This window comes from Nocardia sp. NPDC005998 (assembly GCF_040614395.1).
GTDB lineage: Bacteria > Actinomycetota > Actinomycetes > Mycobacteriales > Mycobacteriaceae > Nocardia.
In genome coordinates, this window is sequence record NZ_JBEXUI010000043.1 from 22,657 (window position 1) to 46,672 (window position 24,016).

Sequence of the window (24,016 nt, forward strand, 5' to 3'; positions counted from 1 at the left end):
ATGTGCGCAGATCCGGGCTTTGTAATGATCATCGGATAGTGCCCGATGAAGTGCCCGAACTGTGATCGAAGCAATAGCGTGGACGATGTGATCTTGTAGACGTCGAGACCAGAATAATCCCATGTTCCAATGGCCATAACCGGGTCGACGATCGGGGGTTCGAGTGGATCAGGACAAGGCGGCCGACGTCGGTATCGAGGCCGAACAGCTTGCCCAGCGCTACCGATCCCTGGTCGAGCACACCCCGGACGGGATCGTGGTACACGAGCGCGGCACCATCGTCTACGCCAACCAGGCCACCGTGCGCATGCTGGCCGCCGAGAGCTCCGACCAGGTGATCGGCCAGCCGCTGACCCGCTTCATCCACCCCGATTCGGTGCCCGGCATGCTGGCCGGCACCAGTGACCTGACCTTCGCGGGCGCCGCCTCCGAACCCACCGAAATGGAGCTGGTCCGGGTCGACGGCGATACCGTCCCGGTCGAGACGGTATCGGTGCTCACCGCATGGCACGACCATCTCGCCTATCAGGTGGTCATCCACGATCTCACCGCGCAGCGCGCCGCCGAGGCCGCGCAACGCCGGGCCGAACAGCATTTCACCACCGTCGTCTCGCAGTTGGAGGAGGGCGTGGTGGTGATCGATCGGGACGGCCGCATCGAATCGGCCAATCCCGCGGCCGCGCGTATCTTCGGCACCGACGACCGCCGCGAACTCATCGGCGCCACCATCGACGAACTGCCGCTGATGCTGCTCGACGCCAATGCCCAGCCACTGCCGCCGAGCAGGCATCCCGTCGCGCGGACCCTGGCGACCGGCGAGACGATCACCGGCTATATCTTCGGCGTCGACCGTCAGGACGGACAGCGCCGCTGGCTCTCGGGCAGCTCGCGCCTGCTCAATCCGGGCGATCCGGATTCGCCCGCGGTGTCGTCATTCGCCGATATCACCGAATTCCGGGCCAGCCGAAGGCAACTGGAGTATCAGGCCACCCACGACTCGCTGACCGGACTGGCCAACCGTTCGCTGATCCTGTCCCAGCTCGCCAATGCACTGGCCAGCAGCGCGGATCTGCCGGTTTCGACGGTGCTGTTCATCGACCTGGACGGCTTCAAGGCGATCAACGACACCCTCGGCCACGCGATCGGCGACACCGTATTGCAGATCGTGGCCCAGCGGCTGCAGCGTGCGTTGCGCGGCACCGATCTGGTCGGACGGCTCGGCGGCGACGAATTCCTGGTGCTGCTCGCCGGACGGACCCGGCGCGTCGATATCGACTCCCTGGTGCGGCGGCTGCGCTCGACCATGGCAGAACCGATCATCGCCCGCGGGCACCGGATCGAGGTGAACGCCTCGATCGGCGTCACCGAACTCGAGGAGGGCGACAACCGCACACCCGAGGCGGTATTGCACGACGCCGATCTGGCGATGTACCGGGCCAAGCCGACCGGACGCCGGGAAGGCACCGATCCACTGGGCCGCAGACCCAATAACACCCACGCTTCCTGAAGGTTTTCATGATCATCGAACACGCCCTGCTCCCCGTGCACCCCGAACAGTCGGCGGCCTTCGAGGCAGCGTTCGCCGAGGCCAGGCCGATCATCGCGAGTATGCCCGGCTTCCGGTCGCTATCGCTGTCGCGCTGCGTCGAGGCGCCCGACACCTACCTACTGCTGGTGGGATGGGAGCGACTGGCCGATCATGTTGATGGTTTCCGCGGGTCCGCGGGATACCAGCGCTGGAAGCAGTTGCTGCACCACTTCTACGATCCGTTTCCCGTCGTCCAACACTTCAGCCCGGTCCCGGACAACCCACTCACGGACCCTCTACCTGCGGTTACAGCGAGCACGCCGAACCAGCAGTAGACTCGACAACTCTGTTTTCCGAGCGTTCGCGGGCAACGTAGTCTGCGTGTGCACCCGGCTCATCGCGGTGACAAGGAGTTCAGTTTGCCCGACCGTCTCACTCAGGACCGTGCCGTACCCGACGGCGCACCCGAGCGGAACCGCGAGATCGACCAGGAGCAGACACATCTGTCGGTGCTCTATGAACGACTCGATGGTATGCGCGAATACGCCACGAATAGACTGCGCACCGTCCTGCTGGAAACCGGTGGCACCCCGCAGGCCCGCACCGAACGCGAATCGTTCAGCCAGCTCTACTCCGAGGATCTGGCCAAATACGACGCCGCCGAACACGGTCTGTGTTTCGGCCGCATCGACCTCGACGGCGACTCGGATGCCGAGTACCGCTATATCGGCCGCCTCGGCATCCTCGACGAGAAGGACGACTACGAGACGCTGCTGCTGGATTGGCGCGCGCCCCTTGCCCGTCCGTTCTATCTCGCGACGACCGCCGCCCCGGACGGGGTGATCCGGCGTCGGCATATCCGATCCCGCAATCGGCGGGTCACGGCCATCAACGACGAATACCTGGACCTCGAGGCCGCCCGCACCGCAGGTGTGAGCGCTGGCGAGGGCGGGGTCGGCAGCGAGAGCGCGCTGCTCTCGGCACTCAATGCCGCCCGCACCGGCCATATGAACGACATTGTCGAGACCATCCAGAGCGAGCAGGACGCGATCATTCGCTCCGAGCACAAGAGTGTGCTGGTGGTCCAGGGCGGTCCCGGCACCGGCAAGACCGCCGTCGCGCTGCACCGCGCGGCCTACCTGCTCTACACCTACCGCCAGCAGCTGGCCAAGAGCGGCGTGCTGATCATCGGTCCCAACGCGACCTTCCTCGATTACATCGGCCAGGTGCTGCCCTCGCTCGGTGAGACCGGTGTGCTGCTGTCCACCATCGGCGATCTGTATCCGGGGGTTAAGGCCACCCGCGAGGATTCGCTGCGCGCCGGGGAGATCAAGGGCTCGCTGGCCATGCTGGAGGTGCTCAAACAGGCGGTGCGCGACCGTCAGGAGGTACCCGCCGAACCGATCCGGCTGAGCTTCGACGGCTACCCGGTCACCCTCGACCGCAAGATCGCCACCAAGGCCCGCGGCCGGGCGCGCTCATCGCGGCGTCCGCACAATCTGGCCCGCCCGATCTTCGCCTCCTCGGTTATCGACGCACTCACCGAACAGCTGGCCCAGACCATGGGCGCGGATCTGTCCGGGGGCCAAAGTCTGCTCAGCCGAACCGATCTCGCCGAGATCCGGGACGAAATGCGCGCCGACCCGGAAATCCAGGCGGCCATCGGCAAACTGTGGCCGATCCTGTCACCACAGGACGTGCTCGCCGATCTGCTGGCCGATCCGAAGCGACTCGACCGCGCCGCGAGCAGTTTGGACCCGGCAGACCGGGCCGAGCTGGAGCGCTCGGACAACGGTGAGTTCAGCGCACCCGACGCGCCGCTGCTCGACGAGCTCGCCGAACTGCTCGGCATCGACGACACCGAGGAACGCGAACGCGCCCGCCGCCGCTGGCGGGCCCAGCTGGCCGAGGCCCAGGACGCGCTCGACATCCTGACCGGTTCAGCCCCACAGGATCTCGAGGACGAACTCGATCCGGAGATCTTGATGGCCTACGACCTGATCGATGCCAGCCAGCTGGCCGAACGTCAGGATGTGCGCAACCGGCAGACCACCGCGGAACGCGCTGCGGGCGACCGCAATTGGACCTATGGCCACGTGATCGTCGATGAGGCGCAAGAGCTTTCGGAGATGGCCTGGCGGATGGTGATGCGCCGCATTCCGAACCGGTGGGTCACGGTGGTCGGCGATGTCGCCCAGACCGGCGATCCGGCGGGCGCGTCGTCCTGGCAGGCGATGCTGGAACCCTATGTGGCGCAACGGTGGAAGCGCACCGAGTTGACCGTGAACTACCGGACCCCCGCGGAGATCATGGCGGTCGCGGCCGATGTGCTCGCCGCGATCGATCCGAGCGCGGCCGTGCCGCGGTCGGTGCGCGAGACGGGCGTGAAACCACGCGCACACGGCGTCGAATCGAGCGAATTGCGCAGCACGGTAGCGGATTTGGTCGCGGCCGAGACCGGCCCCGGCACCACCGCGGTCATCACACCGCACGGGCTGGTCGCGGATTTCACCGGGCTGGCTGGCGAATCCGTCCGGGTGCTGACGGTGCACGAGGTCAAGGGTCTGGAATTCGACGCGGTCTATCTGGTCGAACCCCAGGGCATTCTCGACGAATCACCCCGCGGGCTCAACGACCTCTACGTGGCACTGACCCGAGCGACCCAGCGACTCGCGGTGGTGCACACCGCGGAGCTGCCGCCGGTGCTCGGCGCACTGGACTGAGTTCCGACCACGAAAACAACAGCCGCACATCCCCGACCACTCGGGGATGTGCGGCTGCCGTAGCGGGTTTCACCTACCTGACGGTGTGCACGATCAGCACATCTGAACGCGACTTGCGCGCCACATCTGAGGGCACCGATCCCAGCAGCCGTCCGGCCAGGGTGTTCAGCCCCCGGTTGCCGACGACCAGCAGATCGGCCTCGACCTCCTTGACGAGCCCGAGCAGCGACTCGACGGGCTCACCGACGATTCCCCGCTCGACGATCTCCTCGGCCCCCGCCGCGACCGCGCGGTCTCGGGCGGTGCGCAGGATCTCATTGGTGGGCGCGGAGCCGCGCACCTGGTAGGCCTCATCCTTGAGCACATCGGCGGCCGCGGCGACGTCACGATCGTCGGTCGGGTAGTACGCGCAGGCAACGACCAGGGTCGCACCCGCGGCCCCGGCCAGCGCCGCGGCCTTATCGACGGCGACATACGACGAGTCCGAGCCATCGGTACCGACGACAATGGTCCGGTAGGCGGTCATCTTTCCTCCAACTGTGGTGTCGGGTGCCTGCCTCGGTGCCACTCTGGAGTCGTGGCACCCGTGCGGCGACTGGGGTCGACCATAGCGGCAAATCGGCCGGAAATAGCAGAAATCGCAACACATCACACTCCGGGATGTTCCGGCTTTACCGACACGGGTTCACCCGGCGAATGCCGGGAACGGCCTTTGCGACCTGGGCGGATCTAATTTCCGGGTCCGCGAGCTGTGATCCATCACAACCCGCGGCGAACGTTCTTGTGCCCCTGGGATATTCATCACATATCGCAGTTATGGCCGCTATCCGGCAGGAACACGGTCCCGACCGAGGACAGCGCGGAGCGCACTCGTCTCGCCGCACTCCTTCCATCCGATTCCGCAGCTATTGTGCTGCGGCTCGGTTTGCCCGATAAATGCAATCGAGCCAAAAAGCGCACAGTATTGGCACGCTCGGCACAAATCCGGCCGCGCCGAATCTACAGACCGGTGAATAGTGGACCGGTGATGGTCAATCCGAGTTCGTCGACATGTGCGAAGAATGCGAACAGCATCAGCGAAGCACCGGTGAGGGCGAGATCCTTATTGAAATGGATCATCTCGCCCTGTTTGGCCTGCGGATCGGACTCCTTCCAGAACTGGTGCATCAGCACCGTCGTCGAAAGCAGCGTGATCGCCAGCAGCAGCGACCCCAGGTCCGCCCATACGCCGAGCAGCACGCTGAGGCCACCGAGCGCGAACATCACGCCCGAGGCCAGTACCGCGATCCTCGGTAGCGGCAGGCCCCGGTTCTTGGCGTAGTCCGCCATCACCTCGGTCTGTGTGAAATGTCCTGCCGCCGAACTCAAGAACAACACCGAGAAGAGCACCCGCCCGATCAACACCAAGACATCCATGGCCAACTCCTCATTCGCTGATGCGGAGGCCGATTCTCGACCTCGTGTTCGAGTGGTCGAACGCGATCGGTCCTGCAACTACATCCTGGTCGGAATGACCTTCGAAGTCACCTCATTGCGGGAGCGTAGCGAATTCTTGGCATATTCCAGTGGAGCCATTCCGACTTCGGCCGTGAACTCACGTGAGAAATGTGCCTGATCAAAATAGCCCAACTCGGTGGCCAGCGCAGCCAGATCTCGCGTGCGACCGCGCGCCAGTAGATCGGCGCCGTCCTGGAGCCGATATCGGCGCAATACCCATTTCGGCCCGGCCCCGATATACCGCCGGAACATCCGCTGCAGTGTGCGGATCGGGATATCGAACCGGTCGGTGACCTGATCGACCCGGGTCAGTTCTAGATCCTGTTCCATCGCCGCGACGATGCGCAGCACCAGCCGATAGTTGGGATCCGCCACGGCCTGTCGGCCGATCAGAAAGTCCTCGATGATGCTGCGGCGCTGAGCATCTGAAGTTTGGGCGAGCACGCGGTCGGTCAGGTCCTCGGCCTCGGGCAGCACCTCGGTCAGCGGCACCGCGGCGTCCCGGAAGGCACCGACATCCAGACCGGTGAACGCGCCGAAGCCACCCGCGCGGAACCGTACGCCGAATGTCTCCCCCACACCGCTGAGCTCGCGGACGTACTTCGTCGTGCAGACACCGTTGACGAAACCGCCGGTTCGGGATTCGGTGCGTTCGAAGGTGACGTTCATGCACGGGAACGGCAGCACCTCGGCGTAATACGGTGGTCTGCCGGTCAGATCCCAGCGCACCGACCAATACCACTCGACGAATCGGCCGACCTCGGGTCCGGCGGACAGACGCGCCAGCGACCGATGCCTGGCCTGCTCGTCCGGATGCAAGATGCCCTTCACATTGTCGGGCGCGGGCACCGAAACCGTCTCGTCGTGGGTCCCGATCACCGCTGTCGCTTTCTTACAAGACCACGCGGTCGCGAACGACCAGACTTATCGGCATGAGCGAAACCGTGAACACCGAGACCGTGAACCCCATTGCCGATGGCTATCACTCCATCACCTGCTTCCTGGCGGTTCCCGACGGAAACAAGGCAATCGAGTTCTACACCAACGTCTTCGAGGCCGAGGTGATCAGCCGCAACGATCTTCCCGACGGTCAGCCCGCGCATGCCGAACTGAAGATCGGCGACTCGACCCTGCAACTGGGCATGCCCATTCCGGACAACAATGTCCTGGCCCCCAATGGCGAATGGGTGCACACCTCGATCGTGCACTACTGCCCCGATGTCGACGCGGTCATCAAGCGCGCCATCGACAATGGCGCGCGCAGTGCGGAGGAGCCGCAGACCTTTGTCACCGGCGACCGCTTCGGCGTGGTGATCGACCCCTTCGGCCACCGCTGGGCGGTGCTGACCAAAGTCGAGAACGTCTCCCGTGACGAGGCCGAGCGCCGCGTCAACGAATGGATGGCCACCCAGAGCTGAGCAACGCCGAGCCAGGCGGCGTCGAAAGACGCCGCCGCTCAACTCAACCCCGCGGCATCCATTCCGCGCAGTTCCTTCTTCAGATCCGCGATCTCATCGCGCAGCCGCCCGGCCAACTCGAACTGCAGCTCCCGAGCCGCATTCATCATCTGTGCGGTGAGTTCCTTGACCAGATCGGCCAATTCGGCCCGCGGCATCGACTTGATATCGCGCCCCTCGTACACCCCCGCACTCACCGCCCGCCCCGGCTCGCCCTGGGCGCGGCGGCCGCGGCTGACATTGCGGCCCGATCCGCCGACGGCCACCTCGCTGTCGTCGGCCTCCTGATACACCTGATCCAGGATGTCGGCGATCTTCTTGCGCAGCGGCTGCGGATCGATGCCCATCGACTCGTTGTAGGCGACCTGCTTGGCCCGGCGGCGTTCGGTCTCATCGATGGCATGACGCATCGAGTCGGTGACCTTGTCCGCGTACATGTGCACTTCACCGGAGACATTGCGCGCGGCGCGGCCGATGGTCTGGATGAGGCTGGTACTGCTGCGCAGGAAGCCCTCCTTATCCGCGTCCAAAATCGCGACCAATGACACCTCGGGCAGGTCGAGGCCCTCGCGGAGCAGGTTGATGCCGACGAGCACGTCGTACTCACCGAGCCGCAACTGCCGCAGCAGCTCGACCCGGCGCAGCGTATCGATTTCCGAGTGCAGATACCGCACCCGCACACCGAGGCCGAGCAGGTAGTCGGTGAGGTCCTCGGCCATCTTCTTGGTCAGCGTGGTGACGAGCACCCGCTCGTCGCGTTCGGTCCGCAACCGGATCTCGTGGACCAGATCATCGATCTGCCCCTTGGTCGGCTTGACCACCACCTGTGGATCGACCAGCCCCGTCGGCCGGATCACCTGCTCGACGACCTCACCACCGGCCTGGCCGAGTTCGTACGGCCCCGGGGTGGCCGACAGATAGACCGCCTGCCCGATCCGCTCCGCGAACTCCTCCCAGGTCAGCGGTCGATTGTCGATGGCTGAGGGCAGCCGGAACCCGTACTCGACCAGATTGCGCTTGCGCGACATATCGCCCTCGTACATGCCGCCGATCTGTGGGACGGTGACATGCGACTCGTCGATGACGAGCAGGAAGTCCTCCGGAAAATAGTCCAGCAATGTCGCGGGCGCGGAACCCGCCGGACGCCCGTCGATATGACGCGAGTAGTTCTCGATGCCCGAACAGAACCCGACCTGCCGGATCATCTCCAGGTCGTACTGCGTGCGCATCCGCAATCGCTGCGCCTCCAATAGCTTGCCCTGGCGCTCCAGCTCCGCCAGCCGCTGCTCGAGTTCGGTCTCGATATCGCGGACGGCGCGTTCCATCCGGTCCGGACCTGCCACATAGTGCGTCGCCGGGAAGATCCGCACGGTATCGACCTGCCGCACCACATCGCCGGTGAGCGGATGCAGGTAGTACAGCGCCTCGATCTCGTCGCCGAAGAATTCGATACGGACCGCGAGTTCCTCATAGGACGGGATGATCTCGACGGTATCGCCGCGCACCCGGAACGAACCGCGGGTGAAGGACATGTCGTTGCGGGTGTACTGCACGTCCACGAGCAGCCGCAGGAAGGCATCCCGATCGATCTCGGTGCCGACCTCCAACTGCACCGACCGATCCAGATACGACTGCGGCGTACCGAGACCGTAGATGCACGACACCGAGGCGACCACAACGACATCGCGGCGCGAGAGCAGGCTCGAGGTGGCCGAATGCCGCAGCCGCTCGACATCGTCGTTGATCGAGCTGTCCTTCTCGATATAGGTATCGGTCTGCGCGATATATGCCTCGGGTTGGTAGTAGTCGTAATACGAGACGAAGTACTCGACGGCATTGTTGGGCAACATCTCTCGCAACTCATTGGCCAGCTGCGCGGCCAGGGTCTTGTTCGGCGCCATTACCAGCGCCGGCCGCTGCAACCGCTCGATGAGCCACGCGGTGGTCGCCGACTTACCGGTACCGGTGGCACCGAGCAGCACCACATCGCGCTCGCCCGCCTTGATCCGGCGCTCGAGTTCATTGATGGCCGTGGGCTGATCGCCCGCGGGGCGATGTTCGCTGACAACCTGGAACTGCCCATCGGCCCGCTCGATCTCCCCGACCGGCCGGAATTCCGAATGCGCCAGCGGAGTGCCCCGGTCCTCGTAGCCTTCCGCCGGGATTTCGGTTGCGAATGCCATGGTCCCCAGCCTAGGCCCAGGCACCGACAGATTCGCGGCCCGGCGGATCCACCAGCCGAACTGTAGGGAATCGGTTCTGGTCCCGCTCAGTACACCTGGCCGCCCACGGTGACGCTCCCACCCGCGACCTTCAAATGGTGATCGACCGCCACTATTCCCATCCGTGGCCGGCCGAGGTTGCCGAACCACCTCCGGGATCACGATCGCATAGCCGTTGCGCGATCTATCGCACCACCCTGGACCAGCGCCGATGCGTAGGCCGTTACCTGTCCTAAATGTCCGTTGCCGCAACGAAATTCGTCGAGCGCGCACCACTGGTTCCGGGTGTAGCCTAGTTTGGTTGTCGGAACTGAGGATGAGGCCATGAGCGCTCTGATTCCATTGCTTGCCGCCGCGCCCGCTGTGACCGGAATCGCCGGTTATATCGCGCGAGACTTTCGCGGGCTGGCTCCCGCGAACCCCACAACTTCGACCGCCGCACCGGGATCACCGATGACAACCCAACTGAGACCGCAGATAGAACACTTCAATATCGCCGAACTGACCATGACCGACCCCAAGGGTTATGTGCGGCCGATAGACCGGGTACACATCGAACCGTGGGGTCTGTATGTGGCACGCACCGTCAACGGTCCGCAGATCCAGTACCTGGAGACCTGGCTGCTGCCCGAACTCTGGTTGCGCGTGACGATCGCGCACTACCAGCCGGGGCATCACCGCGACCTGGACTACTGCCTGCATATCGGCGAGTACACCCGGATCGAGCCGAAGCGCTGGAAGTCCATGGACCAGTACCTCGAGATCGCGGTGCGGCACGGCCGAGCGGCCCAACTGCGTGGCGTCGACGAATTGCTGACCGCACATGCGGCCGGTCTGATCGATACCACCCATGCGCACTACGCCCTCGACCGAGCGGCCAAGACAATGGCGGGCGTGGCGGCACACGACCACAAGGTGGAGCCCTGGCTCGCCACTCAGGCGATCACACTGACCTGGATGTAGCCAGCGGCCGAGCAGTCCACCGCCGTACCGCTCGACGTGGCTGCAAGGGCGGTAGATTCTGTTTGCATGACACAGGCACCATCAGTGGACGTGCACAGGCCCAAGGTCGAGTACTTCAACCTCGCGGAACTGACCAACACGGACCCGAAGGGCTTCATCCGGCCGGTCGAGCGCTACCGCGCCGAACCATGGGGCCTGTACATGGCACGCACCTCGGACCATCCACAGTTCCACTACATGGAATCGTGGCTGCTGCCCGGACTTTCCATCCGGGTAACGGTCTTCCACTATCACCCGGCACACCGCCGCGATCAGGACTACTACCTCGATATCGGCCAATTCACCCAGGTCGAGCCGAAGAAGTGGAAGGCGGTGGACCACTACCTCGATATCGTGGTGCGCTCCGAGCGCGAGACCGAACTGCTCGATATCGACGAATTGCTGGCCGCGCACGCCGCTGGCCTGATCACCCTCGCCGAGGCAACGGCCGCGATCGACAACGCATCGATCGCCATCGACGGCATCGCCGCCAATGGCTACTCGCTCGAGCGCTGGCTCGACACGCTCGACATCACCCTGACCTGGCTGTAACCGCACAGCCCTCCCGGCACTGACCGGATTCCTCGCCAGCCCCTTGACAGGTCAGTGCCTGTCGGCGCACCATTTAACCAATCAGTTAATTAGCCAGCTGGTTTAATACACCCATGACGGACGACCGGACCATGACGGACAACTCCGAGGCCGACGACCTCAGCCGAACCTTCGCCGCACTCGCGGACCCGACCAGGCGGGCTATCCTCGCCCGGCTCGCCGAGGGCGAAGCGAGCGTCACCGAACTCGCGGAACCGTTCGCCATGAGCCTGCCCGCGATCTCGAAACACCTGAAGGTGCTCGAACGCGCCGGGCTCATCACCCGTGGCCAGCACGCGCAATGGCGCCCGTGCCGACTGGAGGCGGCGCCGCTCGGCGCGGCCACCGATTGGCTGGACCGGTACCGGAAATTCTGGGACGCCCGTTTCGATCGGCTCGACGAACATCTGCGACGAACACAGCAAAAGGACACCCCATGACCTCGAAGCCACCCGATCTCGCAACGCTGCCCCAGGGCGATGTGCGCCTGCTCGACACCGAATTGGCCCAGCGGCTACTGGCGGCGAATATCCCGGCACGGCTGGCCTGCACCGCGGCCGACGGCACACCGCGAGTGCTGCCGATCAATTTCTGGTGGAACGGCACCGAGGTGGTCATGGCCGGTTTCGCACCGTCGAAGAAGGCGAAGATGCTGCGGGCCAGACCCGATGTCGCCATCACCATCGACACCAATTCCGCACCGCCCGAGACATTACTGATCAGGGGACGCGCCGAGGTGTCCGAAATAGACGGGCTCGCACCGGAATACGCGGCCGCCATGCGCAAGGGTGGCGCGGATACGGTCGCCGACTACCTCACCTTCCTGACCGAACTGGCGCCGCGGATGGAGCGAATCGTGGTGCGGCCCAACTGGGTCGGCCTGATGGACTTCCGCACCAGATTCCCCGCGGGCGCCCCCGATTGGATGACCGGTGCCGACGGTCGCGCACCCCACCCCGAACACGAGGAGACGACACTGTCATGAGCGAGCGATCCATCAACACAGCCGAGCGCGAATTCACCATCGTCCGAGTCTTCGACGCCCCGCGCGAGCTGGTCTTCCAGGCCTGGCTCGATCCCGATCAGCTGGTCGAATGGGCTGGGCCGGAAGGCTTTTCGATACCACGCGACCGCATCGTGGTGGAGCCGAGAGTCGGCGGCCGCTATGCGTCGGCCATGGTCGCCGACGCCGATGGCACCAGCTTCCCGAGCGCGGGGGTGTTCCGGGAGATCACCGAACCCGAACGCCTGGTCTTCACCTGGGGCGATCCGACCGGCGACGGCAGCGCCGAGCGCGAATCGGTGATCACGGTGACCTTCGACGAAACCGCTGACGCCAAGACCACCATGACCTTCCACCTGCTGGCCCCCGGACCGCTGAGTCCCGAGGACGACGCGAAGCGGGGCTGGGGGCAGAGCCTGGACCGACTGGCCACACTGTTCTGATCGGCCCGAAAAGCCTTCGCGCAGATCAGTGTTCGACGCTGTCCCGCCAGGCCGCGGCCCGAGTGTAGGCAGCGTCGAACCATGGCTCCTTGACATCCAGGTAGGCCAGCGTGGCCGCCTCCCCGGTCAACCCGGCGGCCTTGGCCGCACCCTCGCGCTTGATCTCCAGATACTCCGCGCGCACCGCCGCGTCGGCGCGCAGCCAGTCCCGAAAAAGCAATGCGAACTCCTGACCGGGTGAGCCCGCGACTCGAATATGCACATTGGCCAGCCGCCCCGGATCGGCGCTCTGGTGAAATCGCTTGGCCCACAATGTTGTATCGGTACCCGACGGATCTGTCGCCGTCGGTTTCGGATTATCGCCGGTGGTATCCGGACGAACCGGAAAACCAGCCGCACCCAAGGCATCCCGCAGTCCGTCGGCGGCCGCCATATCCGCGACGGTGATCTGCAGATCGATCACATCCTTGGCGGGCAATTCGGGCACCGAGGTCGAACCGATGTGATCGATCCGCGACGCCACCGGACCGCAGGCCACCCACAGCCGGGCGATGAGCCGCTGCGCCTGTTCCGCCCACTCCGGATCGGCGGGCACCAAGCGCACCTCTTTCCGCCGCGCCGGTGTCCCGGTGCGCAGACCGGCCTCGAACGGCACCAGCCGATCCGCCCACAATTGCCGGATCACCGGTTCGATCTCCCCCGGCGCGCCGCTATTATCCAACAGCACATCCGCGGCGGCACGCCGCTGTTCATCGGTAGCCTGCGCCGAAATACGCGCCCGCGCATCCGATTCGGAAACGCCCCGGAATTCCACCAAGCGCCGTATCCGAATTTCCGCAGGCACGTCGACAATCAATACGAGATTCATCAGCGGTGCGAGGCCGTTCTCGACCAACAGCGGAATATCTTGAACAAGAATCGCATTCGCCGGTGCGGCGGCAATTAATTCCGCGGTGCGTTTACCGACCAACGGATGGACAATCGAATTCAGCGTCGCGCGCGCCTCGTCGTTCCCGAATGCCTTGGCCGCCAGCGCGGGGCGGTCCAGGGTGCCATCGGCGGCGAGGATATCGGGCCCGAACGCCTCGACCAACGCCGCAAGGCCCTCGGTACCCGGTTCGACGACCTCTCTGGCGATCACGTCGGAGTCGACGATCATCGCGCCGAGCTCGGCGAGAATCCGCGCCACCGTCGACTTGCCCGCTCCCATGCCTCCGGTGAGGCCGATCCGCAACATTCGACCAGTCTCGCATCCGCGAGCACCCACCGAACGAACGCCCTGGCCCGCGAACCGCACCCGATCGGGGCGAATACCCACTAGCGCCGCGCATTCCACCATCTGAAACGCCATTTGCCCGATCCGTGACTCCGTCGAGACCATCTCGCAACATTTCCGGTCGAATCGCGCACGCGAGCGACAACTTTCCGACACGCCAAGGCAATTACTTGCGCAAAATACTCTGCCGACCACTTTCGTTCGGCTAATCTTCGCCGAGGCGATCCAGGCCAGTACCCGCAAAGCAAAGGACCACCATTGGGCACCAAAATCAACCAGGCGGGTCGCCACCGTCTGGGAAGAGCGGGGGGCATGCACTGCATCAAGCACCCCGCCGTCGCGGCTGCGCTCGCTGAGCACCGCCGTTCATGGTTCACCGCGCTGATCAGCCCCGCGCGGCACAGCTTCGCCGCCATGCGAAAACGCTCCGCTGCGGCGACGGCGTACTGGGCACCTGCGACCGCCAACTGAGCCCAGCCGCCCATCCGGCCAAAGACTTCCAGTGACCCAGCCCAATCGGAGCTGGGTCACTTTGTGCTGCCGCCACCAGCCGCATCATCCTGACAGTCACTTGCACTTTCTCCGCACCCCTCCTTACGATGGCTGAAAATATCTGAGAGTGACTCTCAGGTTGCTATCTTCTGGAGGGGCGATGGTTCAGCTGACCGCAACCGGACCTGGCTCAGCGGAGTCCATCAGCTCAGGGAAACCGGGCGCCGTCGGTCGGTGGGGAGTCCTGATGGCCCGCCATCGGCGCATCGTGCTCGGCGCATGGCTGCTGTTCGTCATTGCCTGCGGATCGGCCTATCCGGCCCTGCACGACCGCCTCAGTACCCCCGACTATTCGGTCCCCGGCTCCGAATCGGTTGCCGTCGATCACCTTGTGGCCGAACACTTCGCGCGCTTCGGCACCGAACAGGACCTCATCGTCTTCCATTCCGCCCAGCACACGGTCGACACACCGGAATTCCGTGCGGTGCTGGATCGGGCACTCGGCACAACCCGCGCTACCGCGGGGGTAGCGGGGGCAATCGGCCCGTTCGAAGGCAATGCGGCGGCCCAGATCTCGGCCGATCGGCATACCGCCTTCGGCATTGTCGGCGTGAACGGCGAGACACCCGAACGCGTCGAGATCGCCAGAGAGCTGCAAACCGAGCTGGCGGCCGCATCGGGTTCCGGTGTCGAGGTCATGATGACCGGATTCGCGCCGGCACAGGCCGACCTCATCGACATCGAGACCGCCGATATGCAGCGCGCCGAAGCCATCGGCCTGCCGGTGGCGACCGCGGTGCTGGTGCTCGCCCTCGGCGCGGTGGTCGCGGCCACCCTGCCCATTACGGTCACCGCGGCGGGCATCGCGGTCGCCGTCGGGGCGCTATTCGGCCTGACCACCTTCCTCACCTTCGATTCGCTAGTGCTCTCGGTGGCCACCATGATCGCGACCGGCACCGCGATCGACTACGCGATGTTCATCGTCAGCCGATTCAACGAGGAGCTGACCCGTCGCGGCGTGCGCGACCGAAAATCCACCGAGGCCATCGCGGCGGCAGTCGGCACCGCCATCGATACGACCGGCCGCACCATCCTGGCGTCGGGATTCATCGTGATGATCTCACTGTGCGCGCTGTCGGTGGTCGGACTGCCGATGCTGAACGGCGTCGCGACCGGCGTGGTGGTCGCGGTCATCGCCACCCTGATCGCGGCATTCACCCTGCTGCCCGCATTGCTGGCGATATTGGGTCCGGCGGTGAATCGCGGCGCGCTGCCGGTCCGGCTGCGACCGGCCGAGGTCCGATCCGCGGCGGCATCGAGTGGGTGGGCCCGGTGGGCGCATACCGTAATGGGACGCCCCGTGCTCTTCGGCGCGATCGGTGTCGGTCTGCTGCTTGCCGCGGCGGCACCGATCACCGGCATTCGCTACGGCGTCGATATGGGGCTCAGCTCGCTGGCGGATCGACCGACTGGGCAGGCGACCGAACTCGTCCAGCAGAACTTCGGGCCCGGTCTGCTCGCACCGATCGAGGTGGTCCTCACCGGCCCGGACGGCGGACCGCTCAGCGACGAAACCCGTTCCGACACCAACCGATTCGTCGCCGAGCTGGCCCGCGATCCGCGCATCGCCACGGTGCTGCCGCAGCAGGCGGATGGCAGAGCGCTCGCCGTCGTGGTCCCCAAGGCCGCATTCGATTCGACCGCGGCCACCGATGTGGTCGCCGATATCCGTTCTCGTGCAGCGGCTCTCGATGGTGTCGAGGTTCGGGTCGGCGGGACTTCCGCATCGTTCGCCGATGTGTCGCACCGGATCACCGCTCGCTTCCCGTGGGTGATCGCACTCGTGCTGACGATATCGCTGGCATTCCTGATCGTCGCGTTCCGCAGTATCGTATTGGCGCTCAAGGCGATTCTGCTGAATCTGCTCGCCACCGGCGCCGCGCTCGGCCTCACCGTCGCGGTATTCCAGCATGGCATCGGCGAATCCGCGCTCGGATTCCACAGCACCGGATTCCTGCAGGTGTATCTGCCGATGCTGGTCTTCGCGGTGCTGTTCGGCCTGTCCATGGATTACGAGGTATTCCTGATCCGGCGGATGAAGGAGCACTGGAACGAATCCGGCGACAATACCGCCGCGGTCGCCGATGGGCTGCAGCGCACCGCGCGGCCGATCACCGCGGCGGCCGCCATCATGGTCGCGGTCTTCGCCAGCTTCCTGACCGCGAATGTGCTGGAGCTGAAGCAGATCGGGTTCGCACTGGCCGTGGCCATTACGATCGATGCGGTGCTGGTCCGGCTGGTGTTGGTGCCCGCGTTCATGCAATTGTTCGGCCGGTGGAACTGGTGGCTGCCGCGGTTCGGCAAGCGTCCGGTCCCGCGCGCGCTGGCAGCCAGCTCGACTAGCGGAACATGACCTCGATCGAATCGACGATCGATCCGATGGCCTTGGTATAGACATCCTTGAGACGTTCGGTGAAACCCGTTGCTGCCCAATGGTCCAGGGCCGCGACACAACCCCACACCCCGGCCGCCGCCGCGATGCCGATGGCCAGATCGTCGGAGCTGCGGCCGGTCCGCTCGGCGAACAGCAGTCGGAATTGGTCTGCCATATCCCGCATCTGGCGGGTTTGGCCATCTCGGATCTCCGGAATCGAGACCACATACTGCAGGCGCCTGCGGATCCGCAGTTCGGATTCCGGGGCCAGCAATGACTCGATCAGCACCGGCACGATCAGCCGCGCGATCCGCACCAACTCGGCGGGCTCGACGATTTCGCCACCGCCCGCGGTCCGCATCACATCCAGCACCCGGGGATCGGCCTCGTCGTAGAGAACCAGCATTTCCTTGGTGCCGAAATACCGGTAGACCGAACTGGGCGACACACCGGCCGCCGCCGCGACCCGCTCCACCGTCACATTGCGGTACCCGTGCTCGTCGAACAGATCCAGCGCCACCTGCTGGATGCGGCTCATCGCCTCGATCTTCCTGCGCTCCCAGGCGGTCGAGGGATACTCCACGGCGGACTCCGACATCAGGGCAAGAATACCCGCGGCTTACCCCCGCACGATGCCGCTCGGCCTGCGTCGCGTGCCGGGTTGCTGGGTCGGCGTCTGGTTGGGCGGCACTGGATACGGAACACCGGTGGTCGCCGTGCCCAGCGCCACATTCGGCCCGCATTGAGCGACCGCGGCATCCATCTTCGGCTTCGGATCGCTCAGCACCGGCTTGGCCGCATTGGGTGTCGAGCCGAAGTCGAAGGTCGAGGTCATATCGCCGGTGACACTGCGCCGCCATGGCGTCAGATTCGGCACTTCGACGCCGAACCGGGTTTCCAGCAGTCGCAGCTGGGAGGTGTGGTCGAAGGTCTCCGAGGCGACGAGCCCACCCCGACTGTAGGGCGAAATCACCAGGCCGGGAACGCGATAGCCCAAACCGATCGGACCCGCGATGCCATTCGACGCCTTCACCCGATCCAACGGCACGGTGACGAATTCACCCGGCGTACCCGCCGGTGCGGTCGGCGGGGTGACATGGTCGAAGAAGCCGCCGTTCTCGTCGTAGCTGATGATCAGCGCGGTCTTCTCCCACACCTTCGGATTGGAGGTGAGGATGTCGAGCAGCTGCACGATGCCATATGCGCCGAAGGCCGCGGGCAGGGCGGGATGTTCGCAGTTGATCAGCGACGGGATCACCCAGGAGACGGCGGGCAGGGTGTCGTTGGCGACGTCGGCCTGAAAGTCGTTGGGGTACACCGGTGCCAGACCACGCCGCGCCAGTTCGGAATTCGGATCCGCCGATTGGGTGAAGCAGCCGAGCATGCCGTCCAGGATCACCGAGGACAGCGGGCCGACATCGCGGTTGTTGTAGATCTTCCAGCTGACACCCGCCTCGGACAGATTCTCGGGGTAGGTCCGCCAGCTGTACACGTGCTGCGGGATCAGGGTGGGCGTTTCCAGCAGCGGTCCGCCCGCCACCCCGTCCGGGTCGATGGTGGCGCTGATCCAGTACAGACGGTTCGGGTCGGTGGGGCCCAGGACCGAACAGTGGTAGTTATCGCAGATGGTGAACGCATCCGCGAGTTCGTGGTGGATCGGAATATCCTCGGGCAGGTAGTAGCCCATGGCCGCGGGGGCATTGGCCGGGCCTACGCTGGCGATGGACATCGGCATCCACTGATCATTGGCGCCGCCGTTCCAGGCCCGGTGCATACCAGCCCAGGTGTGGTCGGGATCGTTGATGCATTCACCGTCGAGGGTCGCACCACGTGTGGTGTCCAGGCGGAACGGGTTGACGAAGCCGTCCGCGCTGGGGCCGACGCCGGGCGTCCAGCCGTACTGCTGCCAGGCCTTCGACGCCTCGCCGAAGCCGCGGACACCGGATATGGTGCCAAAATAGTGATCGAAGGAACGGTTTTCCTGCATGAGCAGGACGAAGTGCTCGATATCGCCGAGCCCGCCGGTGCCCGCCGGATCGGCGGCATAGGCACGCTCGATGATCGGATTGGCCCAGGACGCCAATGCGCCGACCGCTCCGGCCGCGGCAGCCTTCGCCAGGAACTGCCTCCGGTTGAGACCGCTGAACGGACTCGCTGCGCACATGCGTGCTGTTCCTTCCCTCGTGACCAGGTCCGACGGGCTCGATCGAGCCGGGCGCCGCCTATCCGCCTGCACCCTACCGCGAAGTAGATCACGCTTCCCGGTGAAGTTGGTCAATCGTCCGACATATCGCTATGACGCCGCTTACGTGCGCCGGAGCCTACGCGAGCTGTCGCACGACGCGATTCCAGTCGGCGTGGCGCACGCAGCCGACGGCCGGACCGAGCGGGCAGTCGAGACGATCTGCGGCGCAACCTATTCGTCGAGCCGGGGCTTGCTGGACTCGGAGACGGATCGTCCCGACGACCACGCTTCGAGTACCCCCGTCAACTGACCGATGAGCACGGACAGCCCGGACAAGTCGCCGCCCAGCTGATAGGTCTCGAGTTCGGCGGGCGTCGGCAACTGCGCGACGATCTGCGGCAGCGAATCGACCAGCTGCGCTCGAGTCGCCGAGGCCGAGCGCTGATTGGTGTTCTCGATCCGAATCCGATCGCGTTCCAGATCGAGCAGCGCGTCATCATGGGCCGCCCGCGAACGCCTGGCCGCGACGGCGATTTCACCGTCGAGCTCGAGCTCTCGCAATTCCAGTGTCCTGCGCAGGTTTTCGGCCCGCTCCGCATGCTGTTCGCGCTCCAACCGCAAGGCGTGCAGCGCGGTCTCCTGTGCGAGATCGGCGACCGCGCGTTCGTCATCGTGCTCACGGGTCGTGCGCCGCAACCGTTCCGCGGTCTCCCGGTCGAATCGCGCGGCCTCGTTGCGTGCCCGCAGTTCGGCCAGTTCGCGTTCATTCTCGATCCTGCGCTCTTCGGCAACCCGATTCGCTTCGGTTTCGCGAGCCGAAAGCACCTCTTGCGCAGCGAGTTCCGCGAGCCGGGCGATCTGGTTCTGTGCACTGCGGTAGGGCTTCTGCAGGTTCACCCACAGCGTCGAGGAGCTGACCACCGCCTCCTTGATCTGGACCGTGACAATGCGCAAGCCGAGTCCACGATCGCTGTCCGCCTTGGTATTTCGATCGGCGCTGCCTTCGGCGACCGCGCGCAGGCGTGCGGTCAGCTCCTCGATGATGGGCTGCTTATCGCTGAGCACATCGCGCACGCCCATCGTGGAGACCTTGTCCTTGATCGCCGCCTCGGCCTGCTCGCGCAGCTGAATATTGACCAGCTGCATGGGATCTTCGTCATCGGAGAAGTCGAGCTTGCGGTAGGCCGTGCCGAAATCCTCGATGATCCACTGCACATAGCCCTGCACCAGCACACCCTGCAATTCGCTGCAGATGCAGTAGGCATTGATGAGAATCGTCTGCATCGCGCCCGGCACAACGGGATACGAGTCCGTCGCGGGGTCGAAGCGAAACGATACGCCGAGCCCGATATGCAGCGGTTCGGCGCGACCGCGGCGGGTGTGCACGACAAAGGCATTGGGCGGCACCAAAACCGTTTGCCAGCGCCAGAATCCGGTGATCCGGACCTCCACCGGGCCGGGACCGCTGCCCTGCGGTGTGGGCCCGACCCGATCGGCCCGTTTCGCCATCGCACCGCGTCGCACCGGGCCACCCGGCGCGGCCGGTGCCCCCGGAGCCGCCAGCGGCGCCGGTGCGGCCGCGGGCTTGCGTGTACGCAGATCCCCCGCCAGCGCCGCCTGCTGCGCCACCACTTGGTCGAGATAGTCATTCTTGCCCGGATTGCTCCCCATGACCGGGCACATTACCGGCGAATCCGGTGAACTACCTGGCGAATTCAGTTGACGCACAACCAACGTGCAGGGCCGGGAACCACCACACCAGCCATCGCTGAAAGCCGCCGCACACCGAATAGCAAAGGCCCCGGTCCGATCGGACCGGGGCCTTTGTTAGTGCTCTACCCGAATATCAGGCGTTGCCGGAGAGCTTCTCCCGCAGGGCCGCGAGCTGGGCGTCGCTGGCCAGCGAACCGCCAGCGGGCTCGGCCTGGCTGGACGAGGAGGACTGCGCACCGCTCTCGGAGGAGTAGTTCGACGCGCCGCCGCCATTCGCGGCCTCGGCCGCGGCGTCGGCCGCCATCTTCTCCATCTGCGCGGTGTGCATCTTGTGGCGACGCTCCGCCTCGGCGTAGCGGCCTTCCCACTCTTCGCGCTGCTTGTCGAAGCCCTCGAGCCACTCGTTGGTGTCGGGGTCGAAGCCCTCGGGGAAGATGTAGTTGCCCTGGTCGTCGTAGCTGTCGGCCATGCCGTACTTCGACGGGTCGAACTCGGCGTGGTAGTCCTCGTTCGCCTGCTTCAGCGACAGCGAGATCCGGCGACGCTCCAGGTCGATGTCGATGACCTTGACCATCGCGTCGTCGCCGACCGCAACAACCTGGTCCGGCACCTCCACGTGGCGCTCGGCCAGCTCGGAGATGTGCACCAGGCCCTCGATGCCCTCTTCGACGCGCACGAACGCACCGAACGGAACCAGCTTGGTGACCTTGCCCGGCACGATCTGGCCGATCGCGTGGGTGCGGGCGAACTGACGCCACGGGTCTTCCTGGGTGGCCTTGAGCGACAGCGAAACCCGCTCGCGGTCCAGGTCGACGTCGAGCACCTCGACGGTGACCTCGTTGCCGACCTCGACAACCTCGGACGGGTGGTCGATGTGCTTCCAGGACAGCTCGGAGACGTGCACCAGACCGTCGACGCCGCCCAGGTCCACGAAGGCACCGAAGTTGACGATCGAGGAGACCACACCCTTGCGGACCTGGCCCTTCTGCAGCTGGTGCAGGAACTCGCTGCGGACCTCGGACTGGGTCTGCTCGAGCCAGGCGCGGCGGGACAGGACCACATTGTTGCGGTTCTTGTCCAGCTCGATGATCTTGGCCTCGATCTCCTTGCCGACGTACGGCTGGAGGTCGCGGACGCGACGCATCTCGACCAGCGAGGCGGGCAGGAAGCCGCGCAGACCGATGTCGAGGATCAGGCCGCCCTTGACGACCTCGATGACGGTGCCCTTGACGGCCTCGTCCTTCTCCTTGAGCTCCTCGATGGTGCCCCACGCACGCTCGTACTGCGCCCGCTTCTTCGACAGGATCAGGCGGCCTTCCTTGTCCTCCTTGGTGAGAACAAGAGCCTCGACCTCATCGCCCACGGAAACGACCTCGTTGGGGTCGACATCGTGCTTGATGGAGAGTTCGCGAGAGGGGATGACGCCTTCGGTCTTGTAACCGATGTCGAGCAGGACCTCGTCACGATCGACCTTGACGATGGTTCCTTCGACGATGTCGCCGTCGTTGAAGTACTTGATCGTGGCGTCGATGGCGGCGAGGAAGTCCTCGGCGGAGCCGATGTCGTTGACGGCTACCTGCGGCGAGGTGACGGTGGTGGGCATATGTCGGTTTGCTCCGGACGGATTGTGGTCGGTTGCGGACATTGGAACTTTCGGTACGCTGCGAACTCACCGCGATGACGCGACGTGACGGACACAATGAACGTACCGCACGCAAACGCTTGTGAAACTCAGCACGAGCGCTCTGTTACTTCAGTACAGTCGCCGTCGCAGACTGTTACTGCAACGACACCGGTACGGCAGTACCCTGGACACTCGCTGGTTCAGCGTACGCGACCTTGGTCCAGCCGGGCAAACCGGTCCACACGCCACGCCGCACTAGGCTATCGGCGTGTCGGAAGATCGCCATGCGCAAGCAAACGCACTGCTCGGGACCACCGGAACCGCGCGGACCCGGATCGGCTCGGTTGCCAGCCAGCGGGCCAGCCGCCGCTGGTGGGACGCCGATGCCACCCAGTACCACGAAACACACGCCGATTTTCTCGGCGTGGACTCTCCGGGCGGCGAATTCATCTGGTGCCCGGAGGGCCTACACGAGGGCGATCACCACTTCCTCGGCGAGATCGCGGGCAAACGGATCCTGGAGATCGGGTGCGGATCCGCACCGTGTTCGCGCTGGTTGGCCGGGCAAGGGGCGCAGGCGATCGGGCTGGACCTCTCGATGGGGATGCTCGAGCGGGGGCTGGCGGCAATGGCATGCGGCGGGCCGCAGGTGCCGCTGGTACAGGCAGAGGCGGAGGCACTGCCCTTTGCCGACGCATCGTTCGATATCGCCTGTTCGGCCTTCGGCGCGGTGCCGTTCGTCGCGGATTCCGAATTGGTGATGCGTGAGGTCGCGCGGGTGTTGCGGCCCGGTGGCCGGTGGGTGTTCTCGGTGAACCATCCGATGCGGTGGATTTTTCCGGACGATCCCGGCCCCGCGGGGCTGACCGCCTCGATTCCGTATTTCGACCGCACGCCCTATGTAGAGGTCGACGACGATGGCACGCCGACCTACGTCGAACACCACCGCACGATCGGTGACCGGGTGCGCGAGATCGTGGCCGCCGGGCTGGTGCTGGATGACATCGTGGAACCGGATTGGCCGGAATGGCTCGACCGCGAATGGGGGCAGTGGAGTCCACTGCGCGGCGAGCTGTTCCCCGGAACCGCCATCTTCGTCACCCACAAACCGGCTCGCGACTGAGGCTCACCCCGGGAACGCGGGCAGGGCCGCGAAATTCGGATCGATGCGGGCGGCCGGGCAGGTCCGCGCCACCCACCGGCGGGCGCGGGAGAGCGGGTGCTCGGGGAACTGGTCGTCCCAGCGGTGGTCATCGGCCGCGTTAAAGGGCAGTGCACCTTGGAGACCGGGTGCGTACGGATGCGGCGGGTACATATTGTCGAAGCCGATCTCCAGCGCCAGCACCGCCTCGCGGATTCCGGTGGTGCCGGTCTCCGGGCACAGAATCTGCAGGACCGCACTGCAGTTCGCCTTCGGCACAGTGAGCGATGCGGCGAAGACGAGCCCCGTCGGCTGATCGGGCAGCCGCATCTTCTGCAGCCGCAGCAGGGCGGGCTGCGAATCGACTCCGACAATGAAAGCCTCGATGAGACAGCCGCTTTCGGCGTGGATCTCGGCGAGTCTGCGGCGCAGCGTATCCAGATCCGTCAGCGGTGCGGGCAGGTCGGGCACCAGATCGAAGTAGGACAGTTGAACGATGTCCCCGGTCGCGGGATCGCGCCAGGCACTGGTATCGAGCTGCTGTAATCCGCTGGTGTCGAACGATATTGGCACCCGATCACGCTACCCGGGTCCACCTGCCAGAGTCCGTGGCAACGATCACGTGCAGGTAATCCCGGCCAAATGCGGTGCGCCGACACTGCTGCCGCTCCTGCTCTGCATCGCC

General features: G+C 65.3%; 21 protein-coding genes. 11 read left to right on the forward strand and 10 right to left on the reverse strand.

What is annotated here, in order from left to right; all coding sequences use genetic code 11:
• Nucleotides 1-163 precede the first annotated feature (163 nt).
• From ABZ293_RS35745 to ABZ293_RS35755, 3 genes are all read left to right on the forward strand, one after another.
• Complete coding sequence (locus tag ABZ293_RS35745; RefSeq protein WP_355188061.1) at nucleotides 164-1,507, forward strand: diguanylate cyclase; 1,344 nt, start codon at nucleotides 164-166, stop codon at nucleotides 1,505-1,507.
• Nucleotides 1,508-1,515: 8 nt separating this feature from the next.
• The gene (locus tag ABZ293_RS35750) at nucleotides 1,516-1,863 is read left to right on the forward strand and encodes an antibiotic biosynthesis monooxygenase (RefSeq protein WP_355188063.1); all 348 of its coding nucleotides are present in this window, start codon (nucleotides 1,516-1,518) and stop codon (nucleotides 1,861-1,863) included.
• A gap of 84 nt (nucleotides 1,864-1,947) precedes the next feature.
• Entirely contained in the window at nucleotides 1,948-4,251 is a 2,304-nt protein-coding gene (locus ABZ293_RS35755) for an ATP-binding domain-containing protein (protein WP_355188064.1), read from the forward strand.
• Nucleotides 4,252-4,324: 73 nt separating this feature from the next.
• Here the strand turns inward: ABZ293_RS35755 and ABZ293_RS35760 are convergent, their stop codons facing one another.
• From ABZ293_RS35760 to ABZ293_RS35770, 3 genes are all read right to left on the reverse strand, one after another.
• The gene (locus ABZ293_RS35760) at nucleotides 4,325-4,777 is read right to left on the reverse strand and encodes a universal stress protein (protein WP_355188066.1); all 453 of its coding nucleotides are present in this window, start codon (nucleotides 4,775-4,777) and stop codon (nucleotides 4,325-4,327) included.
• Nucleotides 4,778-5,250: 473 nt separating this feature from the next.
• The gene (locus tag ABZ293_RS35765; RefSeq protein WP_354957705.1) at nucleotides 5,251-5,667 is read right to left on the reverse strand and encodes a DoxX family protein; all 417 of its coding nucleotides are present in this window, start codon (nucleotides 5,665-5,667) and stop codon (nucleotides 5,251-5,253) included.
• 78 nt (nucleotides 5,668-5,745) lie between these two features.
• On the reverse strand, nucleotides 5,746-6,627 hold the full coding sequence (locus tag ABZ293_RS35770) for a helix-turn-helix domain-containing protein (RefSeq protein WP_355188068.1): 882 nt from the start codon (nucleotides 6,625-6,627) through the stop codon (nucleotides 5,746-5,748).
• 53 nt (nucleotides 6,628-6,680) lie between these two features.
• On the opposite strand from ABZ293_RS35770, the gene ABZ293_RS35775 reads away from it, so the two are divergent.
• A complete protein-coding gene (locus ABZ293_RS35775) occupies nucleotides 6,681-7,166 on the forward strand; it encodes a VOC family protein (RefSeq protein WP_355188070.1) in 486 nt (161 codons plus the stop codon).
• 38 nt (nucleotides 7,167-7,204) lie between these two features.
• On the opposite strand, the gene uvrB is transcribed toward ABZ293_RS35775, so the two are convergent.
• Entirely contained in the window at nucleotides 7,205-9,388 is a 2,184-nt protein-coding gene (gene uvrB / locus ABZ293_RS35780) for an excinuclease ABC subunit UvrB (protein WP_355188072.1), read from the reverse strand.
• A 363-nt stretch (nucleotides 9,389-9,751) separates the two neighbouring features.
• On the opposite strand from uvrB, the gene ABZ293_RS35785 reads away from it, so the two are divergent.
• The 5 genes from ABZ293_RS35785 (at nucleotide 9,752) to ABZ293_RS35805 (ending at nucleotide 12,466) form a co-directional block, all read left to right on the forward strand.
• Nucleotides 9,752-10,390: a hypothetical protein gene (locus ABZ293_RS35785; RefSeq protein ID WP_355188074.1), complete on the forward strand. Its 639-nt coding sequence runs from the start codon at nucleotides 9,752-9,754 to the stop codon at nucleotides 10,388-10,390.
• A gap of 66 nt (nucleotides 10,391-10,456) precedes the next feature.
• On the forward strand, nucleotides 10,457-10,981 hold the full coding sequence (locus ABZ293_RS35790) for a DUF402 domain-containing protein (RefSeq protein ID WP_355188076.1): 525 nt from the start codon (nucleotides 10,457-10,459) through the stop codon (nucleotides 10,979-10,981).
• Nucleotides 10,982-11,094: 113 nt separating this feature from the next.
• Nucleotides 11,095-11,460: a metalloregulator ArsR/SmtB family transcription factor gene (locus ABZ293_RS35795; RefSeq protein WP_355188078.1), complete on the forward strand. Its 366-nt coding sequence runs from the start codon at nucleotides 11,095-11,097 to the stop codon at nucleotides 11,458-11,460.
• Nucleotides 11,457-12,005, forward strand: coding sequence for a pyridoxamine 5'-phosphate oxidase family protein (locus tag ABZ293_RS35800; protein ID WP_355188080.1), 549 nt, complete (start codon nucleotides 11,457-11,459; stop codon nucleotides 12,003-12,005). Before ABZ293_RS35795 ends, ABZ293_RS35800 begins: the two co-directional genes overlap by 4 nt.
• Nucleotides 12,002-12,466: an SRPBCC domain-containing protein gene (locus ABZ293_RS35805; RefSeq protein ID WP_355188082.1), complete on the forward strand. Its 465-nt coding sequence runs from the start codon at nucleotides 12,002-12,004 to the stop codon at nucleotides 12,464-12,466. Before ABZ293_RS35800 ends, ABZ293_RS35805 begins: the two co-directional genes overlap by 4 nt.
• Before the next feature lie 25 nt (nucleotides 12,467-12,491).
• Here the strand turns inward: ABZ293_RS35805 and coaE are convergent, their stop codons facing one another.
• Nucleotides 12,492-13,703, reverse strand: coding sequence for a dephospho-CoA kinase (gene coaE / locus ABZ293_RS35810; protein ID WP_355188084.1), 1,212 nt, complete (start codon nucleotides 13,701-13,703; stop codon nucleotides 12,492-12,494).
• A gap of 778 nt (nucleotides 13,704-14,481) precedes the next feature.
• Between coaE and ABZ293_RS35815 the strand changes: the two genes are divergently transcribed.
• Nucleotides 14,482-16,647: an MMPL family transporter gene (locus ABZ293_RS35815; protein ID WP_355188086.1), complete on the forward strand. Its 2,166-nt coding sequence runs from the start codon at nucleotides 14,482-14,484 to the stop codon at nucleotides 16,645-16,647.
• On the opposite strand, the gene ABZ293_RS35820 is transcribed toward ABZ293_RS35815, so the two are convergent.
• From ABZ293_RS35820 to rpsA, 4 genes are all read right to left on the reverse strand, one after another.
• The gene (locus ABZ293_RS35820; protein WP_355188088.1) at nucleotides 16,634-17,266 is read right to left on the reverse strand and encodes a helix-turn-helix domain-containing protein; all 633 of its coding nucleotides are present in this window, start codon (nucleotides 17,264-17,266) and stop codon (nucleotides 16,634-16,636) included. The two genes, ABZ293_RS35815 and ABZ293_RS35820, sit on opposite strands and share 14 nt — an antisense overlap.
• Nucleotides 17,267-17,287: 21 nt before the next feature.
• Nucleotides 17,288-18,832 (reverse strand): alkaline phosphatase family protein, encoded by a 1,545-nt coding sequence (locus ABZ293_RS35825; RefSeq protein ID WP_355188090.1) that lies wholly within the window; start codon nucleotides 18,830-18,832, stop codon nucleotides 17,288-17,290.
• A gap of 252 nt (nucleotides 18,833-19,084) precedes the next feature.
• Nucleotides 19,085-20,524: an SPFH domain-containing protein gene (locus tag ABZ293_RS35830; protein ID WP_355188092.1), complete on the reverse strand. Its 1,440-nt coding sequence runs from the start codon at nucleotides 20,522-20,524 to the stop codon at nucleotides 19,085-19,087.
• 175 nt (nucleotides 20,525-20,699) lie between these two features.
• Complete coding sequence (gene rpsA / locus ABZ293_RS35835) at nucleotides 20,700-22,169, reverse strand: 30S ribosomal protein S1 (protein WP_354957690.1); 1,470 nt, start codon at nucleotides 22,167-22,169, stop codon at nucleotides 20,700-20,702.
• Nucleotides 22,170-22,458: 289 nt separating this feature from the next.
• Here rpsA and ABZ293_RS35840 point away from each other — a divergent pair, with 289 nt between their 5' ends.
• The gene (locus tag ABZ293_RS35840; RefSeq protein ID WP_355188094.1) at nucleotides 22,459-23,313 is read left to right on the forward strand and encodes a class I SAM-dependent methyltransferase; all 855 of its coding nucleotides are present in this window, start codon (nucleotides 22,459-22,461) and stop codon (nucleotides 23,311-23,313) included.
• 3 nt (nucleotides 23,314-23,316) lie between these two features.
• Here ABZ293_RS35840 and ABZ293_RS35845 read toward each other — a convergent pair whose 3' ends face one another.
• On the reverse strand, nucleotides 23,317-23,904 hold the full coding sequence (locus tag ABZ293_RS35845; RefSeq protein WP_355188096.1) for a hypothetical protein: 588 nt from the start codon (nucleotides 23,902-23,904) through the stop codon (nucleotides 23,317-23,319).
• Nucleotides 23,905-24,016: the final 112 nt, after the last annotated feature.

What these genes read in the sequence shown, in the direction of transcription:
- ABZ293_RS35795 (WP_355188078.1), top strand. Translation starts at nt 11,095, where the DNA reads ATGACGGACGACCGGACCATGACGGACAACTCCGAGGCCGACGACCTC.
- ABZ293_RS35775 (WP_355188070.1), top strand. Translation starts at nt 6,681, where the DNA reads ATGAGCGAAACCGTGAACACCGAGACCGTGAACCCCATTGCCGATGGC.
- ABZ293_RS35760 (WP_355188066.1), bottom strand. Translation starts at nt 4,777, where the DNA reads ATGACCGCCTACCGGACCATTGTCGTCGGTACCGATGGCTCGGACTCG.
- uvrB (WP_355188072.1), bottom strand. Translation starts at nt 9,388, where the DNA reads ATGGCATTCGCAACCGAAATCCCGGCGGAAGGCTACGAGGACCGGGGC.
- ABZ293_RS35785 (WP_355188074.1), top strand. Translation starts at nt 9,752, where the DNA reads ATGAGCGCTCTGATTCCATTGCTTGCCGCCGCGCCCGCTGTGACCGGA.
- ABZ293_RS35750 (WP_355188063.1), top strand. Translation starts at nt 1,516, where the DNA reads ATGATCATCGAACACGCCCTGCTCCCCGTGCACCCCGAACAGTCGGCG.
- ABZ293_RS35765 (WP_354957705.1), bottom strand. Translation starts at nt 5,667, where the DNA reads ATGGATGTCTTGGTGTTGATCGGGCGGGTGCTCTTCTCGGTGTTGTTC.
- coaE (WP_355188084.1), bottom strand. Translation starts at nt 13,703, where the DNA reads ATGTTGCGGATCGGCCTCACCGGAGGCATGGGAGCGGGCAAGTCGACG.
- ABZ293_RS35820 (WP_355188088.1), bottom strand. Translation starts at nt 17,266, where the DNA reads ATGTCGGAGTCCGCCGTGGAGTATCCCTCGACCGCCTGGGAGCGCAGG.
- ABZ293_RS35815 (WP_355188086.1), top strand. Translation starts at nt 14,482, where the DNA reads ATGGCCCGCCATCGGCGCATCGTGCTCGGCGCATGGCTGCTGTTCGTC.
- rpsA (WP_354957690.1), bottom strand. Translation starts at nt 22,169, where the DNA reads ATGCCCACCACCGTCACCTCGCCGCAGGTAGCCGTCAACGACATCGGC.
- ABZ293_RS35825 (WP_355188090.1), bottom strand. Translation starts at nt 18,832, where the DNA reads ATGTGCGCAGCGAGTCCGTTCAGCGGTCTCAACCGGAGGCAGTTCCTG.
- ABZ293_RS35805 (WP_355188082.1), top strand. Translation starts at nt 12,002, where the DNA reads ATGAGCGAGCGATCCATCAACACAGCCGAGCGCGAATTCACCATCGTC.
- ABZ293_RS35800 (WP_355188080.1), top strand. Translation starts at nt 11,457, where the DNA reads ATGACCTCGAAGCCACCCGATCTCGCAACGCTGCCCCAGGGCGATGTG.
- ABZ293_RS35830 (WP_355188092.1), bottom strand. Translation starts at nt 20,524, where the DNA reads ATGGGGAGCAATCCGGGCAAGAATGACTATCTCGACCAAGTGGTGGCG.
- ABZ293_RS35790 (WP_355188076.1), top strand. Translation starts at nt 10,457, where the DNA reads ATGACACAGGCACCATCAGTGGACGTGCACAGGCCCAAGGTCGAGTAC.